We start from the raw sequence: 16,682 nt of genomic DNA, 5'->3' as shown, positions 1-16,682 counted from the left end.
CGGTAAATCGCCGACCGGGCAAAATGGGAAGCGATGACAACCGCCACCGCTCCCGTTCCCGCTCCGCGCGCCTTCATCCCCGCATTGGAAGGCATGCGTGGGATGGCCGCGCTCGGCGTCTTGCTCACCCATGTCGCGTTCCAGACCGGAACCGGCAAGGTCGCGGTGCTCGGCCCGATCCTGGAGCGCTTCGACATGGCGGTCGCGGTGTTCTTCGCGCTGTCGGGTTTCCTGCTGTGGCGCCCGCACGCCGCGGTGGCGCACGGCATGGGCACCGCGCCGACGACCGGCCGCTATCTGCTGCATCGCCTGATGCGCATCGTGCCCGCGTACTGGGCCGTCGTGGTGTTCGTGCTGCTGTTGCTGCCCGGCGCGGCGCAGTCGGCGAACCTGCGGGTGTGGGTGTCGAATCTGTTCCTGCTCCAGGTATTCGTCCCGCTGACGCTGACCGAGGGTCTCACCCAGATGTGGAGCCTGTCGGTGGAGGTGGCCTTCTATCTGGTGCTGCCGCTGCTGGCCTGGTCGATCGTGTGGTTGCGTGGGCCGACGGCTCGCCTGCGGGTGCCCGTGCTCTGCGGGCTGATCGCGGTGAGCCTGACCTGGAATCTGTGGCCGGTGCCGACGCCGGACGGTATCCACGCCGACAACTGGCTGCCCGGCTACCTGCCGTGGTTCGCGGCGGGCATGGTGCTCGCCGAACTGATCCATCAGGTCAGGCCCGGCGCCTGGTGGGGCAGGCTGTTCTCGTCGCAGCCGCTGATGTGGGCGCTGGCGCTGGCCGCGTTCCTCGTCTCGGCGACCGAGTTCGGCGGTCCGGCCGGTCTCGAACGCGCCGAGCCGTGGCAGTACGCGATGAAGATGCTGCTCGGCATGATCATCGGGTTCGGCCTGCTCGCCCCGCTGGTCCTGCGCCCGGCCGACGCGCCACCGCACCGCTGGCTGGAATCGCCGACCGCCCTCACCCTCGGCCGCTGGTCCTACGGCATCTTCCTCTGGCACCTCGTCGTGCTGACCATGGTCTTCCCGGTGTTCGGCATCCTGCCGTTCAGCGGCCAGTTCGGTTATGTCCTCGTGCTGACCACCGCGCTGACCATGCCGCTCGCCGCCGCGAGCTTCGCCCTGATCGAGGACCCGGCACGTCGGCTGGCGCGGCGCGTCGACCGGGCCGCGGCCGCTCGCAAGCAGGCCGAGCGGCTCGCCGGGTCAGCGCCGTCGACGCGGTAGCGCCGCGACACCGACCGCGATGACAGCGATGACGGCGGGCGCCTGCGCCCACAGCGAGCCGCCCATATAGGGCGTCCCCGAACGCCACGTCCCCGTCGACAGCACGGCCGCCGAGATCAACGTCCCGAGCCCGGCCACCCACGGCAGTGCCGTGGCCGTCAGCACGGGCCGGAAGCGACTACAACCCAGCGCGATCAGCGTGAACACCGCGCCAACCGGCCCCGACACCACCGTGACCACACCGGTCAGCCCGACCGCGGCGGCCCACCGAACACCCCAGGTCACCGGCGCCGGACCGGCATCGGGCACCTCGCGCCGCCGTGGAATCGCCAGCAGCACCAGCGGAATCAACAGCAGCAGGCCGCCGAAGATCGCCAGCCGGTACCAGCGGTCGGCCGGGAACGACACGGTGATCTCCCCGGTCGTGCCCGCCGGGACGACCCACGCCTGCTGCCAGCCGTCGACCACCACCGGCGACAGTTCCCGCCCGTCGGCGGTGTGCGCCTCCCAGCCGACATTCGTGCTGAGCGGCAGGACGAGCAACTGCGTCCCGGGCGCGGTGGGCGCCGGCGCGACCGGATCGGTGCGGATCAACCGCAGCCGGTCGACCGTGAACAGCTCGGTCGGCGCGACGGTGAGGTCGGGATGCCCGGGCAGCAGCTCGATATCGGCCGCGTCCTCCACGCAGGCCCGCGCGGAAACCGGTGCGCCGGAACGGAGTTCGTCGGCGGTGGCGGTGACGGTGGTGTGCACGGTGCGGCCGCCGATCGCGATCACCGGCCCGTCCGCGCAGTCGATGGTGACGAGCCGATCGCCCGCGGCGGGCGCCGGGTACTCGGGGCCGAGCACCTCCACCTCGGCGAGTCCGGCGGGCTGGGAGAGCACGAAGCCGAGCGCGGTGCGGTCGAGCACCTCGTTCCAGCTCTGGATGCTGATCTCGACGCGGTCGGTGACCGTGGGGTACAGCGAGATCCGGGCCGGCTCGCCGTGCTCGCGCTCGGGGAGTTCACGGAACTGCGGGCCGTTGCCGAGGTTCACCATGACGGCGGTGGCGGTCGCGGGCAGCCCGCCGAGCGCGGTGGTGAGGTCGAGCCCGGTGACTTCGGTGGGTTCCGGAAGTTCCAGCACCAGTGTGGGTTTGGCGCCCGCGAGACCGCGGACGGTCGATTCCGGGGCGGTCCAGGTGGTCTTCGGATCGCCGTCGGTGGCGGCGAACGCGGCGCCGCGCAGGTCGGCGACATCGGCCTTGCCGCGCGCCACCGGCCGGGTGTGGTCGGTGAGCAGTGCCTCCAGCGCGGGGCCGGGCCTGGTGCGGACGGTCAGCTCGGTGGTGGCGGTGAGCGGTTCGGGGACCGAGAGCGTGCGGCCGAAGACGCCGGGCTCCTCGGCGGGCAGCCCGAGGCCCTTACTGCAGTGCACCCGGTCGGGACCGTCGAAACACGCACTGCGGCCGAGGAACTCCTGCCCGAGATCCCATCCGGTGACCTTCATGCCCGGCGCGACATCGGGCAGCACGACGCGATGCCGGATATCGACACGTACCGGCGCGTCCCGCACCGTGTAGTCGTCGAGGGTGAGCTCGCTGATCCCGAATTGACCACCGCTGGTGCCGGTCTCGGTCCGCGCGGCGGTGATCATCACCCAGTCGGTCTTGCCCGCGGGCAGCGGGACCGTCACGGGCGCACCGGGTTCGGTGATCCGCGCCGACACGGTGCCACGCGAGGTGCGGACCTCCACCCACTTCACCGGATCACCCAGCGCGGCCGCCGTGGTGGTGAAGCGCAGCGAGCCGGTCGTGATCGGCTTGTCGAGATCGAGCCGGAGCCATTGTCCGAGTGCGGATTCGGCTCCGTTGCTGATCCAGGCGGTACTCGGATCGCCGTCGACAGCGGCGGCGGTGGAGCTGCCTGGCGCCGAGCCGCCGATCTGGGTGGCGTCGGCCGCGGAGCTGGACGCGGTGACCTTCGCGCCCGACCACTCGCCGCGCACCAGCGGCGTGCCGTCGACCGGATAGTCGGGTACCAGATTGTGGGTGCGGCGCGCGTCGTCGGCGGCGCGTACCGCGGAGTTGTGATTGTCGACCCGGCCGAAGTCGGCCTCGCGGTCCATCGGCGTATCGGTCAGCAGCGTCGGTTTCGGCGGCAGCCCGGCGCGCGCGGCATCGGCGGCGAGAAGCACAGGGGCCGTGGGGTTTCCGGTATCGCGCCGGATCCGCTCCAGCACCTCGGGGCCGCCCTGGACGACCGGCACCGAATCCAGCGCGACGGTGTACGCGCCGGGGAACCCGGGCGGCGCGCCGGTGCCGCCGCGCACGTCGACCGGGGTGCCCGGCGGTGGCACCTCGACCCGGTAGATCTCGATCGCCGGATAGGCGGGCTGCAGATCGTTGTCGACGACCAGCCCGGCGTCCGCCGCGCGCGGCCCGATCAGGTCACCGAATTCGGCGACTTTCGTCAGGCCCGGCGACCCCTCGATCGCGCGGTGCGCCAGCATCGGCCGGGTCGATCGCGAGGTCTCGGGATCGAGATCGTTGCGCAGCACCAGAACGCCGATGCCCTGGTCGGCGAGCGTGGCGGCCAGTCCGGTCGACGGCCTGCCATCGGCGATGAGGCGCTGCACCGAATCCATCGCGCGGATGGTGCCCGGCGGGTTCAACGGGACCGAATCGCGCACGGCCCAGGGCGTACTCGCCAGGGCCTGCAGCGGTTCGTCGCGGGTGAGTCCCCAGATCTGGCTGCCGAACGGCGCGCCGGGCACGACCAGCGCGCGGGTGTCGGCGGCATTGTCGGCCAGCCAGTCCGCGGTCTCGGTCCAGTACGCGGGCACCTCGTCGTAGGCGCCGCGCGGCGCGAGCTTGCCGGTCCACGCGAGCGAGGTGGCGACGGTGAGCGCGGCCAGGATCAAGGCCGCGACGGCGACGAGCCGGTCCCGCTCGGGGTGGGCGAACGTGTTGCGCCACTCCCGCCGCGGCACCGAGGCGGGCAGTGGCACCCGGCCGAGCAGGTGCGCCAGGCCGATCACCAGCGGCAGCCGGATCAGCGGCTCCAGCTTGTGCACATTGCGCAGCGGCGCGCCGCCCGAGTCGAGGAACACCCGCACCGACTCGGCGAACGGGCCACCGAGCTCGCCAACGTACCCGGCGCTGATCCCGGCCAGACCCACGAGCAGGATCAGCGCGAACCGGCCACGGTACGGCATGGACGAGCGGGCCAGCCCGGCCATACCCGCCGCGGCGAGCAACCCGGTCGCCAGCACCGCAGCGGGCTGGGTGACCAGCACCGCGCCCGCGATGCGCTCGGGTGACACGAACGGCGTCCAGCTGTCCGTGCCACGCAGCACCTCGCTCAGCGAGGCCCACTGCGTCGTCACCCCCGAGGACTCGATGTAGTCCAGGAACGGCGGGCTGACCTTGCCGAGCAGCAGCAGCGGCACCACCCACCAGAAAGTCGCCAGCACCAGCAGCGGAATCCAGGCCGCCGTGAACCGCCACCACCGCCGATTCGGCCGATACGAAGCCCACCACAGCGCGGCGGGCAGGAACGCGGCCACCGTGGCGACGGCGTTCACAGACCCCATCAATGCCAGCGCGAGCGCACTACCGGCTGGAGAGAGCGCGCCACCGCGCCGCACTGTCCGGTCCGAGTCACCCTCACCCTGATCGCCGTTGGCGTCTGCTGCGGCACCCCGGTCGTCGGGGGCGGCTCCTGTCGCGCCCTGATCGCCGCGCGCGATCGCTCCCGCATCCCGGTCGCCCCGCGCGCTCCGTTCACCAGGCGCGGTCGCCCCGACGCCGCGTCGATTCCGTACCGCGACACCGAGCGCGGCGGGCGCGAGTAGCACCCACGGCGCCAGCATCATCGGCAGCGTTTCCGAGGAGATCGAGCCGAGTGTGGTGAGAACCCGCGGCGACAACGCGAACGCGATACCGGCGATCACCCGCGACCCGCGCGCGCCGATCCCCAGCGTCTCGCACAGCTTGACGATGCCCCAGAAGCCGGCGAGCAGCAGCAGCGCCCACCAGACGCGCTGAGTCACCCACGCGGGCAGGTTCAGCAGATGCCCGGCGGAGAAGAAAGTGCCGTGCGGGAAGAAGTAGCCGTAGGCCTGGTTCTGCACCTGGCCCATCGGAGCCTGACTGCTCCACAGGTGCGATGCCCGCGCGAGGAAACCCAGCGGGTTCTGGGCGAGGTCGTATTTGGTGTCCGCGACGGTGAGCCCTGGCGCCTGCGCGAACGTCAGGACGAAGGCGGCTACGACCGTGCCGACGAACCAGCGCCAACCCAGTGGAGCCGTGTCCGGTTGCCCCGCTAGTAGGGGGCGTGACGCGCCGGCGTCGGACTCAGCGGCTGCCGTATTCAGGGGCGTTGAGCAGCGAGGAGTCCTTGTCACCGCTGCGGTCGATCGAGGGCGCCGTGTTCTGCTGCACCGCTGCCGTGATCGCGAAGACGGCGATTGCGCTCAGCAGGGCGCCGCCGACCGCGCTGGCAACAGCCGGAACAGCAAACTTCATCGCGCACTCCAATACGCTCGACGGCGGGGTGGTACTCCGGCCAACCTAGCAGGTGTGGCCCGCGAGGTCAGTCTTCGGGCACGTGGCAATCCAGCGCGCCGAGCAGCGTCCGGAATTTGGCGGTCGTCTCGGCGAGCTCGGCCCGCGGATCGGAGGCCGCGACGATCCCGCCGCCCGCGCTCGCCCGCAGCGTGCGGCGGTCGGCCGCGAGTTCGGCGCCCCGGATGGCGACCACCCATTCGCCGTCGCCGTCGTCGGCACACCAGCCGACCGCGCCGCCGTAGAAACCGCGCTGTGGTTCGTCGGCGACGATCGCGTCCAGCGCGGCGCCGAAGGGGGTCCCGTTGACGGCCGGTGTCGGATGCAGCAGCAACGCCAGGTCCAACGCCGTTGTCGACGGGTCGCGCAGCACGCCGTGGATGGGGGTGGCCAGGTGCCAGACCTGTTCGGTGCTCAGCAGTTCGGGCGCGTCCGGAATGTGGAGTTCGGTGCAGACCGGATCCAGTTGCCGCCGGATCCACTCGATCACGAACGCGTGCTCGTCGTGGTTCTTGGCGCTCGACAGCAATTCGCGCGCCTGCGCGGCATCGGCCTCCGGATCGGCGCGCCGGGGGAGGGTGCCTGCCAGCGGATGCAGGCTGACGCGGTCACCGTGGCGCGCGACCAGTACCTCGGGGGTGGCGCCGAGCAGGATCTCGCCGGGCCTGCCTGCCGCCGACAGGTCGGCCACGTACACACTCGCCGCAGGATGCCTGGCCAGCAGGTGCCCGGCCAGCACCTCCGGATCGAGCGGTTCCTCGGCTTCGAGCACCATGCTGCGTGCGGCCACGACCTTGCGCAGCTCGTTCGCGGGGTCGCCGAGCTGGTCGACCAGTTTGGTCACGCGCGCGATGTGCTCTGCGGGACTGGGTATTTCGCGGATGACCCGCACCTCCGGCAGCTCCGGCAATGCCGCGGGCCGCCACGGGCCCGCGGTGTGCACCGCTGTCTCGGGCTGCCAGAGCGCAGCGGGTTCCCTCGGATCGAACGGCAGCGCTCCGACGATCAGCCGCGGCGCCGGTGACTCGCCGGATCGCGGTGTGGACTCGGTCGCGCGCGTCTCGGCCGCCGTGCCGTCGTCAGCCCCGTCCTGCCAGGCACGCAGCGCCGCGACCGCCTGCCGGGGGTCGGCGTAGGACGCGCGCACACCCGTGGCCACCAGCACGGCATCGGGTCGGGCGAGCAGGAACGGTTCCATGGTGCTTCGACCATAACGCCGGCACCACCCCCGCCGGCCGGCAGAGCGATCGAACTCTCAGTGCTCGGGCGGCACCAGGAAGACCGGCCGGTGCCCATGCTTGAGTACCGCCTCGGCGACGCTGCTGTGCAGTAGCGCGCGCAGCCCGGTCGAGCCGCGGGTACCGGCGACGATGATGTCGACGTCGAGCTCGTCGGCGCAGTCGACGATCGCGTTCCAGATCGTGGTCGTGCACTCGGCGGTCCGTGGCTCGGCATCGATTCCGGCCAGTTTGGCCAGGTGCACGCCCTCGGCGTTGATCTTGCGGGCATCGGTGTAGGCGATGTCCTCGATCTCCTCGTCGGGAACCCAGTCCGGTTGCATCACCCCGGCCAGCCCGGAGATCCGGGCGGCCTGGCGGACCATCGGCTCCCAGGCGGTGAGCAGGATCGCGCGCTCGGCGGAGAGGAAGCGGCCCGCGTACTCGACGGCGCGCTTGGCGTGTTCGGAACCGTCGTAGGCGATGAGCATCCGATCGCAAGCCATGACGACCTCCTGCGCTGGTCCAGCGTCTGTTCCCACAGATTACCCCCGCATTCGGCGATTCAATCGCACACCGGTGACGTGATCGCGCCGCGAACCCGGCTACCGTGGAGCACATGCGGAAATCGCCTGTGGTCGTGTTCGCAGTCCTGGCCGCCGTTGCCACCGCCTGTTCGGGAGGGTCGTCGCCTGAGACGACCACCGCGGCGACCGGCACCGGCCTTCCCACGTCGTCCCCCGCGGGCTCGCCCGCGCCGGGCACCCAAGTCCAAAGCCCATGCGGCACCGACTATCTCGCGAAATTCACCCAGCGCGAGAAACTCGCCCAGCTGCTCACCGTCGGCATCACCGGCTCGGCCGACGCCACGAATGTGGTGAGCACCGAGCAGGTCGGCGGCATCTTCATCGGCAGCTGGACCGATCCGGGGCTGATGGACAAGACCCAGCTCGACGCGGTCAAGGCGCTGGCCAAGGCGCCGCTGATGGTGACCATCGACGAGGAGGGCGGCCGCGTCTCGCGCGCGAAGAACGTGATCGGCGTGATCCCGTCGGCCCGCGTGATCGCCCAGACCCAGACCTCGGAGCAGTACTACCAGAACACGCTGACCAGGTCGAAGGCGTTGCAAGACCTGGGCATCACGGTGAACTTCGCCCCCAGTGTCGACGTGAGCAGCCAGCCCGACGACAGCGTCATCGGTGACCGCTCCTTCAGCGACGACCCGCAGGTGGTGACCGAATACGCTGGCGCCTACATCCGCGCGGCCAACGAGGTCGGCCTCGGCTCGGTCATCAAGCACTTCCCCGGTCACGGCTCGGGTTCCGGTGACTCGCACACCGGCGCGGTCCGCACGCCGCCGCTGTCGGAGCTGCAGGACAAGGATCTGGTCCCGTTCCGCGAACTGGTGGACTCCGGCGCCGCGGTGATGGTCGGCCACCTGGACGTGCCGGGGCTGACCGAACCCGATGTGCCGGCGAGTATCAGCCCGGCCGCGATGACGCTGCTGCGTGAGGGCACCGGCTACGGCGCGCCGCCGTTCGACGGCCCGATCTTCACCGACGATCTCGGTGGCATGGCGGCCATCACCGCCCGCATGTCGATCGCCGATGCGGTCGAGGCTTCGCTGGTCGCCGGCGCCGACAATGCCCTGTGGATCAGTACCGACGCGGTGCCCCAGGTACTCGACCGTTTGGAACAGTCGGTGGCGAGTGGCAAACTGCCCGCCGACCGGGTCGATGCTTCCGTGCTGCGGATGGCGCGCTACAAGGGTGTGGCGCTGGGCTGCTGAGCCGGTCCGGCGACTGAGCGGCAAATGGGTACCCGCGATCTTACCTTGGAGTAAGATAGAGGTTCACCCTGCGGTAGGAGAGTGGATGGCAGGCGGGACGAAGCGACTTCCCCGGGCGGTTCGTGAGCAACAGATGCTCGACGCCGCTGTCGAGGTGTTCGCGCGCAAAGGCTTCCACGACACCTCGATGGACGCGATAGCGGCCGAGGCGAAGATCTCCAAGCCCATGCTCTACCTGTATTACGGCTCCAAGGACGAGTTGTTCCGCGCCTGCATCCAGCGCGAGGGACTGCGGTTCATCGAGGCCGTCGCGCCGGCGGGCAACCCGCATCTCACGCCGCACGAGCAGGTCCGCACGGCGCTCGAGGGCTTCCTCGATTTCGTCGACCGCAACCGCCAGTCCTGGCAGGTGCTCTACCGGCAGGCAATCGGACAGCAAGCTTTCGCCTCGGAGATCGACAACGCGCGCGAACGCGTCATCGAGCTCACCGCGAAACTGCTCGAGTCCAGTGCCAAGCACGCCGATCCGGGGACCAATTTCGAAGTCGTCGCTGCGGCGGTGATCGGGGCGGGCGAGGCGATCGCCGACCGGGTCGCCGGCGGCCGGATCGACGTCGCCGAGGCGGTCGACCTCCTCGACGATCTGGCCTGGCGCGGTCTGGCGGGTCGCAAGAAACCGGAGTAGCGCTTGCGGCAACCCCGTCGGCCTGCGATTGTGCACGGCTAGAAGATTCACGACAGACGGGGTGGGAAGTGTTCGGTGTGTTGAAGCCGTGTGCGCACGGCGCGGCGAAGTACGGCATCGATCCGGGGCAGTGGCAGGCGCACATGTGCGGGCTGTGCCTCGGTCTGCGCGACGGGCACGGCCAAGTGGCCCGCGCCGCGACCAATACCGACGCGATCGTGCTGAGCGTGCTCACCGAAGCCCAAACCGGCGATTCCGGCGCGCGCACCACCGCGGGACCGTGCCCGCTGCGCGGCATGCGCCGGGCATCGGTGGTCGCGGCGAACGCGCCGGGCGTGCAGCTGGCAGCGACGGCGTCGTTGCTGTTGGGGGCGGCCAAGATTCGCGATCATGTCGACGACGGGGACGCCGCCGCGCTCGCCCGTCTGCCGATGCGCCGGGTGTCGTCCACCTGGGCGGCCCGTGCGCAGGAGCAGGCCGCGCGGATCGGCCTCGACGTGCAGCCGATGCTGGCCGCGATCGCCACGCAGTCGGCACTCGAGGCCAAGGCCGTGCCCGACACGGGCTCCCTCGGCACGCTGATCACGCTCGATGACCTGACCGGCCCGACTCAACTCTGCGCCGCCACCTTGTTCGGCCATACCGCGACGCTCGCCGACCGTCCGGAAAACGTTGTCGCACTACAGGAGATCGGCCGCCACATCGGCCGCATCGCCCACCTGGCCGACGCCATCGAAGACCTCGAACGCGACCGAGCCCGCGGCCGCTTCAACCCCCTCGACGCCACCGGCACCGACATGCCCCGCGCCTACCAGCTGGTCCGCGAAAGCGAAGCGGCCATCCGCCACGCCGCCGCCGAGGCCGAGCTCGACCAGCTGCCGACGGTGCGCTGGGCACTGCTCGACCCGCTGTCGGCCCTGCTGCGCCGCCTCGGCCAGGGACTCGGGCTGGCGGTCGGCCATGTCTGCCGCATTTCGCCTGTCGCCCAGCAGCATTCGCCCTATGAGTTCCCGTCCCCGCCGGGCAGGCGCCCGAACCGGCCCGGCCCACTGAAGGCGGGCGGGCTGATCCTGGGCGTCTACTGCACCGGCATGGCCTGCTGCGTCGACCACACCAGCCCGTGCACCGGCGAGGAGAAGGAAGCCTGGGCCAAGCGGTGCGACTGCGGCAGTTGCTGCGACTGTGGAGAGTGTTGCGGCAACTGCTGCAGCTGCGGTGGCGAGGACGGCTGCTGTGGCGACTGCGGCTGCGATTGCAGCTGCTAGGAAACCCTCACTCGCACTTCACGATCGGGATCGGGTCGTACTTCACCGTCCTGGTGTGCCGCGACACCTGGGCGCCGGTCTTGCGATCGGTGATCACCCGGGTATCGGAGATGGTGAACCCGGGCGCGCCCTCGGAGGCGATGCAGTCCTTGCCCTTGGGCAGGGTGATCTCGGTGGGCTCGGTCGGCTTCGACTTCTCGCCGGTGATCGACTCCACCTCGACGGTCTTGGTGCCCCACAGCCGCACGGTGATGTCCGAACCCGTCGCGACGGTCTCGATGTAGATGCCGGACGGGCTGTTGTTGCGGAACGCCAGATCGATCGCCCCGTCGAACACGGTGGCTTCGCGCGCCGCCGGGTACCGCGAGATGTAGTAGCTGTGCTCGGTGTGGCCCGCGTCTTCCATGCCGGCGAAGTAGGCCGCGTTGTAGAGCGTGGTGGCGAACTGGCTGATGCCGCCGCCGACCGCGGTGCTCGGCCTGCCCTTGTCGATGATGCCGGACTCGACATAGCCTTCCGCGGCGGTGCGCGGACCGGTGAACTCGTTGAGCGAGAACGTCTCTCCCGGTTTCACCACCGCGCCGTTCACCTTCGCGGCCACGGTGCGGATGTTCACGCCGGACGGACCGCTGAAGCCACCGGTGGTGAACTGGCCGACCATCTCGTTGACGCCGAGACCGTTGGCGGCCTCGGTGGTGAGCTTCGGCTCGATACGCTGATAGACGGCCTCGGCCGTCCGGTCGCCGGGCTTGGCCAGCAGCGCGGGCAGCTTCTCCAGCGTCTTGGGCCAGTCGACCTTGTTGCCGACAACGGCGGGCACCACCGTCGGCTTGCCCGCGCCGACGGTGAAGGTGGCGTCCTTGGGTTCCACCTCGGAGGCCGCCAATTGCGGTGCGAGAACAGCGATCGCGGCGTCGTTGTCGATCTTCGGCGCCAGGCCGCCGTTCCCGTCGGGAACGAAGCTGAGCACGCCCGCGATCTGCTCGGGGGTGAGCACGGCGCGAGAATCCTTGCCGCTCACCGTGATCGGCGACGCGACGGCGGGGGTGGCGATGTCACGCAGCGCGGCCTGCACCGCTTCGTTGCGCACCGCGACGGGCGCGGCCACCACCGGCAGATCCAGTTCGTTGCTCGAGGCCCAGCGCTCGGTGATCGTGGTGCGGGCGGCGTCGGTGTCGAGCACCCGGCCCGGCACCGGCGCGACCGCGACCGGCCTGCCGTTCTCGAACCGCACCGTGCCTTCCACGGTCGGGTTGTCGTGCACCCGGAAACCGGCCAGCTGCTGATCGAGCGCGGCCGCGTCGACCGTGCTCGCCACCTGGACGTCGCGGGAGCCGAACAGGGAGACCAGCCGGCTCACCGGATTGATCGGCTGGTCGCCGACCGCGTCCCAGGTGCGGTCCCAGTCCACGGCCAGACCGGCGGCGGAGGGCACCATGGTCGCCTGCACGTCACCGATGCGGACCGGGAGCGGGCGATCGGCCTTGGGGCTGAGCTGGCTGTGCAGTAAGGCGTCGGCCGCGGCCTTGTCCATACCGCCGACGTCGACGCCCGCGATGACGACGCCGCGCGGCACGTCACCGGCGCTGAGCGCCAGGTCGGCCAGATAGGCCGCGGTGCCGAGGGCGAGAACGGCGCCGACGGCGATGCCGATCCGTTTGGTCAGTTCGGGGATGTCCGAGCCGGTCGGCGGCTGCGCGCCGGCGGGTGGGGGCGCGGGCGACCAGCGATCACGGGTCACGGTGGTGAGTGGCTGGGTGGGCAGGGCGGTGGTGTCGGCATCGAAAGTGCGATTTGCTTCGAGCAGCTTGCGTAGTCCGACCTCGCCCCTCCGGTCGGCCGGTTGTCCGGCGTTCGACTCGCTGGGCACGGAGGTCCTTCCGTTGGGTGTTATGGCGTCATCCTGGATCAGGTGCGCCCGGCCCCAGGTGTTTGCGGGGCCCCGGCCAAGGGTAATGGTGTTCGTCGCCCTCGGCACCCTGGCAACAGTGGATGGACAACAGGAAGGCTCCGCGTAGTTGCCGGGTCGGGGGTCTGGCAACTACACGGAGCCGATCTGTTTATCGCGGCCCGTTCCGGGGCGTTACAGCCTGTTTCCGAGGAGTTTCGCGACGCCCACGGACGGCCGCCCTGCGGGCAGGCGGGACCACCCGGGACAATCTGACGTGAGACTCGACACCAGGTACCGGACAACGAGGGAGAACTGATGCAGCTGGGAATGATCGGCCTCGGCCGGATGGGCGCCAATATCGTGCGCCGCATCGTGCGGGACGGGAACACAGCTGTCGGTCACGAACGCCATCAGGGCCACATCGACGAGCTGGAGAAGGAGCTCGGCGACAGCTTCAAGGGCAGCACCGACCTGAAGGAATTCGTCGCCATGCTCGACGCGCCCCGCGTCGTCTGGGTGATGGTTCCGGCCGGCGCGACCGGTGCCGTTGTCGACGATCTGGCCGAGCTGCTCGAGCCGGGCGACATCATCATCGACGGCGGCAACAGCCGCTACCACGAGGACATCAAGCGCGCGAAGGCGCTGGCGCCCAAGGGTATCCACTACCTCGACGTCGGCACCTCCGGCGGCGTGTTCGGCCTGAAGCGCGGCTTCTGCCTGATGATCGGCGGCGAGGAGGAGCAGGTGCGCTACCTGGAGCCGCTGTTCGAGTCGATCGCCCCCGGTGTCGACGCCGCCCCGCGCACCCCCGGCCGCACCGGCGAGCCGACCCCGGCCGAGCAGGGCTGGCTGCACTGCGGTCCGGCCGGTGCCGGCCATTTCGTGAAGATGGTGCACAACGGCATCGAGTACGGCGCGATGGCCGCCTACGCCGAGGGCCTGAACATCCTCCAGCACGCGAACATGGGCGCCGACCACGGTGGCGGCGAGCACTCGGCGGAGGAGACCCCGCTCGACAACCCCGAGTACTACCAGTACGACCTGGACATTCCGGACATCACCGAGGTGTGGCGCCGCGGTTCGGTCGTCGCGTCCTGGCTGCTCGACCTCACCGCGGGCGCCCTGTACGCCGATCCGAACCTGGACGGGTTCAGCGGTCGCGTCTCGGACTCCGGCGAGGGTCGCTGGACCATCGACGCCGCCATCGACACCGCCGTGCCGGTCCCGGTGCTGTCGGCGGCCCTGTTCCAGCGCTTCTCCTCGCGCGGTGAGGCCCTCTACGCCGACAAGATGATCTCGGCGATGCGCAAGGCGTTCGGCGGCCACAACGAGCTGCCGGAGAAGTAGGCCGTCGAGACCTCTTGACGCTCACCACCGGCCTTCCGTCGCCCGACGGGAGGCCGGTGGTCGCTGTTCGGGGCGATTCCGGATCGGCCGAAAATGTCCGGATGGTACCCGCCAAACACCCGCCCAAAGAGTAAAACGCTAATGTTCCACAAAAATGGGAACACGTTCCTCTTTTCCAGGACAACCGTCCAGTCCACCGGATACCTTCTGGTCAGAAGGGGGATAGACCACCCGATGAGGAATTCGTCCCGGCCGACTTCGCCGGGGCTTGGAGGAAAATCATGATCCGGACTTCGCGTATCACCGCGGGCGTCGCCACCACCGCTCTGGTCGTCGCCGGTGTCGGCGTCGCTCTCGGTTCCGGCGTCGCCGCCGCGGCGGGCTCCTGCGCGGTGAGCAGCCACGCCGAGAAGCGGGATGCCAGCACCGTCGGCATCACGCACGTCTACGACAAGACCGCCAGCGCCGAGCAGATCGGTGTCGGCACCTCGGTGACCTACAAGGTTGTCGTCGGTACGACCGGGATCGGCAACCCCTACGTCAACACCATCACCGACTTCCCGCCGGTCGGCTTCGGCGCCCCGACCAAGACCACCATCACCGCCTACCACGCGATCGGCGGCCAGGTGACCGAGGACGTCACCCCCGAGCCGAACGCGGGCGGCTGGAAGGTCACCAGCACCGGCTGGTTCGTCAACTCCGGCAACCCCGTCACCCTGACCATCACCTACCCGGTGCCGGACAGCGTCAAGGCGGGCCAGATGGTCACCAGCGGTGGCGTCGGCGTCGCGGGCACCGTGGGTGTCAGCAACGAAATGCCCGGCCTCACCGCCTGTTTCACCGCGCGCGGCGCCAACGCGGGTGAGACCGTGATCGGCAGCCTCGGCGACAACGGGCTTGGCTCCTCCGACGGTCAGCTGAGCTCCACCGGGTCGATGAGCGACATCATCTCCGACGTGCTGCGCAATCTGATCGGTAGCTGATCGCGTAGCACCTGGTCGCCGGGACGGTCTCGCGCTGCCGTCCCGGCGTTCTGGGTTCGCCGGGTATCGCCCCATCTGTAGTGAGGATTCATGTTCGTGTTCACCCGTATCCGCGCGGTCGCGGTGGCGGCCATGGTGCTGGTGCTGCTGTCGGTCGCCTCGATCGGCACCGCGGGCGCCGACGGCTCGCGCCTGGACCGCGTCGAGCGGCCGGGGCAGCGTCAGCAGACGCTGCACGTGTACTCCGCGTCGATGGACCGGGTGATCCCGCTGCAGGTCATCACCGCGCACGACACCAGCGTCCCGCGGCCGACCCTGTATCTGCTCAACGGCGCCGGCGGCGGTGAGGACGTCGCGAACTGGTACAACCAGACCGACATCGTGCAGTTCTTCGCCGACAAGAACGTCAATGTCGTCACCCCGGCCGCGGGCAAGTTCTCGTACTACACCGACTGGCAGCGCGACGACCCCAAACTCGGCCGCAACAAGTGGCAGACCTTCCTCACCGAAGAGCTCCCGCCGATCATCGACGCCACGCTGAATACGACGGGCGTGAACGCCATTGCCGGACTGTCGATGTCGGCCACCGCTGTCCTCAACCTGGCCATCGCCGCCCCCGACCGCTACCGCGCCGTCGGCGCCTACAGCGGCTGCGCCTCGGTCGCGGACCCGATGGGCCGCGCCTATGTCGATCTGGTCTTCGCCCGTGCGGGCGCCGACCCCGCCAACATGTGGGGTCCGCCCGGCGATCCGGCCTGGCGCGCCAACGACGCCTATCTCAACGCGGAACGCCTGCGCGACAAGGCAATCTATCTCTCCAGCGCGACCGGCCTCCCCGGCATCGCCGAGGCCCTCCCGCCGGGCGCGAGTCCCGGCAAGGTCATCGGCATGACCGACCAGATCCTCCTCGGCGGCGCCATCGAAGCCGCTACCAACCTCTGCACCCAGCGCCTTGCCACCCGTCTCCAGGAACTGAACATCCCCGCCCAGACCGTCTTCCGCGCCGCGGGCACCCACACCTGGAAGTACTGGGAACAGGACCTCCACAACTCCTGGCCGCTGCTCGCCGCCGCCATCGGCGCAAACTAGAACGATCGGTCGGGAATCGGAATCGTCAAGCCCCGAAAAGTTATGGCTAACAGTCAGATTGAGACGAACGATGTTGTCGTTAGATCTTGATCAGTTGTTCTCGAAAGGCTTGTCATGCACCGTCGTATGGTCCGAATCCTGGTCGCCACCGCAGCCGTCGCCGGTATCGCCGCGGGCGCGTCCCCCGCTGTCGCCGCCCCCGCGGCCCCGGGCGTCATCGCGGAAGGTTCCGTCGGCACCGGCTCCGCCCTCATCGACTTCCCCCTCGGCTTCCTCAAGTTCATCCTCTGCCACGGTGCGGGCGGCCCCTCGAACCCGATCTGCGCCTGACGGTGCGGTTCTCGGCTTCGCTCAGTGTCACTGAAAGGTTTGCCATGCCACGTCGTATGATCCGCATCCTGGTCGCTACGGCGGCGGTCGCCGGTATCGCCGCGGGCGCGTCCCCCGCTGTCGCCGCCCCCGCGACCCCGGCTGTCGTCGCCGAATCAGGCTCCGCCGGCACCGGTTCCGCCCTCGTCGACTTCCCCCTCGGCTTCATCAAGTTCATCATCTGCGGGCCGTGGGCCTCCTCGGAGCCCCACCCCAACCCGATCTGCCGCTGACAACACAACAACGGCGGGTGGTTTCCGAAACCGGAAACCAC

14 protein-coding genes are annotated in these 16,682 nt (G+C 69.9%); 9 read left to right on the top strand and 5 right to left on the bottom strand.

Annotation, left to right across the window (positions count from 1 at the left end; translation table 11 throughout):
- Window positions 1-33: 33 nt before the first annotated feature.
- Window positions 34-1,224, top strand: coding sequence for an acyltransferase family protein (locus ACFWF2_RS07330; protein WP_379305563.1), 1,191 nt, complete (start codon window positions 34-36; stop codon window positions 1,222-1,224).
- Here ACFWF2_RS07330 and ACFWF2_RS07325 read toward each other — a convergent pair.
- The 4 genes from ACFWF2_RS07325 to ACFWF2_RS07310 form a co-directional block, all read right to left on the bottom strand.
- A complete protein-coding gene (locus ACFWF2_RS07325) occupies window positions 1,204-5,583 on the bottom strand; it encodes an alpha-(1->3)-arabinofuranosyltransferase (RefSeq protein ID WP_379305719.1) in 4,380 nt (1,459 codons plus the stop codon). The two genes, ACFWF2_RS07330 and ACFWF2_RS07325, sit on opposite strands and share 21 nt — an antisense overlap.
- Entirely contained in the window at window positions 5,564-5,734 is a 171-nt protein-coding gene (locus tag ACFWF2_RS07320) for a DUF2613 domain-containing protein (protein WP_022566695.1), read from the bottom strand. Before ACFWF2_RS07320 ends, ACFWF2_RS07325 begins: the two co-directional genes overlap by 20 nt.
- Before the next feature lie 67 nt (window positions 5,735-5,801).
- Window positions 5,802-6,971, bottom strand: a complete 1,170-nt coding sequence (locus tag ACFWF2_RS07315; protein WP_379305561.1) for an isochorismate synthase MenF — start codon at window positions 6,969-6,971, stop codon at window positions 5,802-5,804.
- Between the two features lie 57 nt (window positions 6,972-7,028).
- Complete coding sequence (locus tag ACFWF2_RS07310) at window positions 7,029-7,496, bottom strand: universal stress protein (RefSeq protein WP_379305559.1); 468 nt, start codon at window positions 7,494-7,496, stop codon at window positions 7,029-7,031.
- 113 nt (window positions 7,497-7,609) lie between these two features.
- Here ACFWF2_RS07310 and ACFWF2_RS07305 point away from each other — a divergent pair, with 113 nt between their 5' ends.
- The 3 genes from ACFWF2_RS07305 (at window position 7,610) to ACFWF2_RS07295 (ending at window position 10,729) form a co-directional block, all read left to right on the top strand.
- A complete protein-coding gene (locus ACFWF2_RS07305; RefSeq protein WP_379305557.1) occupies window positions 7,610-8,779 on the top strand; it encodes a glycoside hydrolase family 3 N-terminal domain-containing protein in 1,170 nt (389 codons plus the stop codon).
- 85 nt (window positions 8,780-8,864) lie between these two features.
- Window positions 8,865-9,464, top strand: coding sequence for a TetR/AcrR family transcriptional regulator (locus tag ACFWF2_RS07300; protein ID WP_379082275.1), 600 nt, complete (start codon window positions 8,865-8,867; stop codon window positions 9,462-9,464).
- A gap of 68 nt (window positions 9,465-9,532) precedes the next feature.
- A complete protein-coding gene (locus ACFWF2_RS07295) occupies window positions 9,533-10,729 on the top strand; it encodes a DUF5685 family protein (RefSeq protein ID WP_379305554.1) in 1,197 nt (398 codons plus the stop codon).
- A gap of 7 nt (window positions 10,730-10,736) precedes the next feature.
- Here the strand turns inward: ACFWF2_RS07295 and ACFWF2_RS07290 are convergent, their stop codons facing one another.
- Complete coding sequence (locus ACFWF2_RS07290) at window positions 10,737-12,599, bottom strand: VanW family protein (RefSeq protein ID WP_379305552.1); 1,863 nt, start codon at window positions 12,597-12,599, stop codon at window positions 10,737-10,739.
- Window positions 12,600-12,935: 336 nt separating this feature from the next.
- On the opposite strand from ACFWF2_RS07290, the gene gnd reads away from it, so the two are divergent.
- The 5 genes from gnd to ACFWF2_RS07265 all read left to right on the top strand — a co-directional run bounded on the left by gnd (window position 12,936) and on the right by ACFWF2_RS07265 (window position 16,641).
- Window positions 12,936-13,967, top strand: coding sequence for a phosphogluconate dehydrogenase (NAD(+)-dependent, decarboxylating) (gnd, locus tag ACFWF2_RS07285; protein WP_379305550.1), 1,032 nt, complete (start codon window positions 12,936-12,938; stop codon window positions 13,965-13,967).
- 281 nt (window positions 13,968-14,248) lie between these two features.
- A complete protein-coding gene (locus ACFWF2_RS07280; protein WP_379305548.1) occupies window positions 14,249-14,950 on the top strand; it encodes a hypothetical protein in 702 nt (233 codons plus the stop codon).
- Window positions 14,951-15,082: 132 nt separating this feature from the next.
- Entirely contained in the window at window positions 15,083-16,039 is a 957-nt protein-coding gene (locus ACFWF2_RS07275; RefSeq protein WP_379305717.1) for an alpha/beta hydrolase, read from the top strand.
- 126 nt (window positions 16,040-16,165) lie between these two features.
- Window positions 16,166-16,369 (top strand): hypothetical protein, encoded by a 204-nt coding sequence (locus ACFWF2_RS07270; protein WP_379305546.1) that lies wholly within the window; start codon window positions 16,166-16,168, stop codon window positions 16,367-16,369.
- A 44-nt stretch (window positions 16,370-16,413) separates the two neighbouring features.
- Window positions 16,414-16,641 (top strand): hypothetical protein, encoded by a 228-nt coding sequence (locus ACFWF2_RS07265; RefSeq protein WP_379305544.1) that lies wholly within the window; start codon window positions 16,414-16,416, stop codon window positions 16,639-16,641.
- The last annotated feature ends 41 nt before the right edge of the window (window positions 16,642-16,682 follow it).

Origin of the sequence: Nocardia sp. NPDC060259, assembly GCF_042728775.1 — a bacterium.
In the GTDB taxonomy this organism is placed as follows: domain Bacteria; phylum Actinomycetota; class Actinomycetes; order Mycobacteriales; family Mycobacteriaceae; genus Nocardia.
Note: the sequence above shows the minus strand (reverse complement) of the source record. Positions and strands in the feature narration are given on the sequence as shown.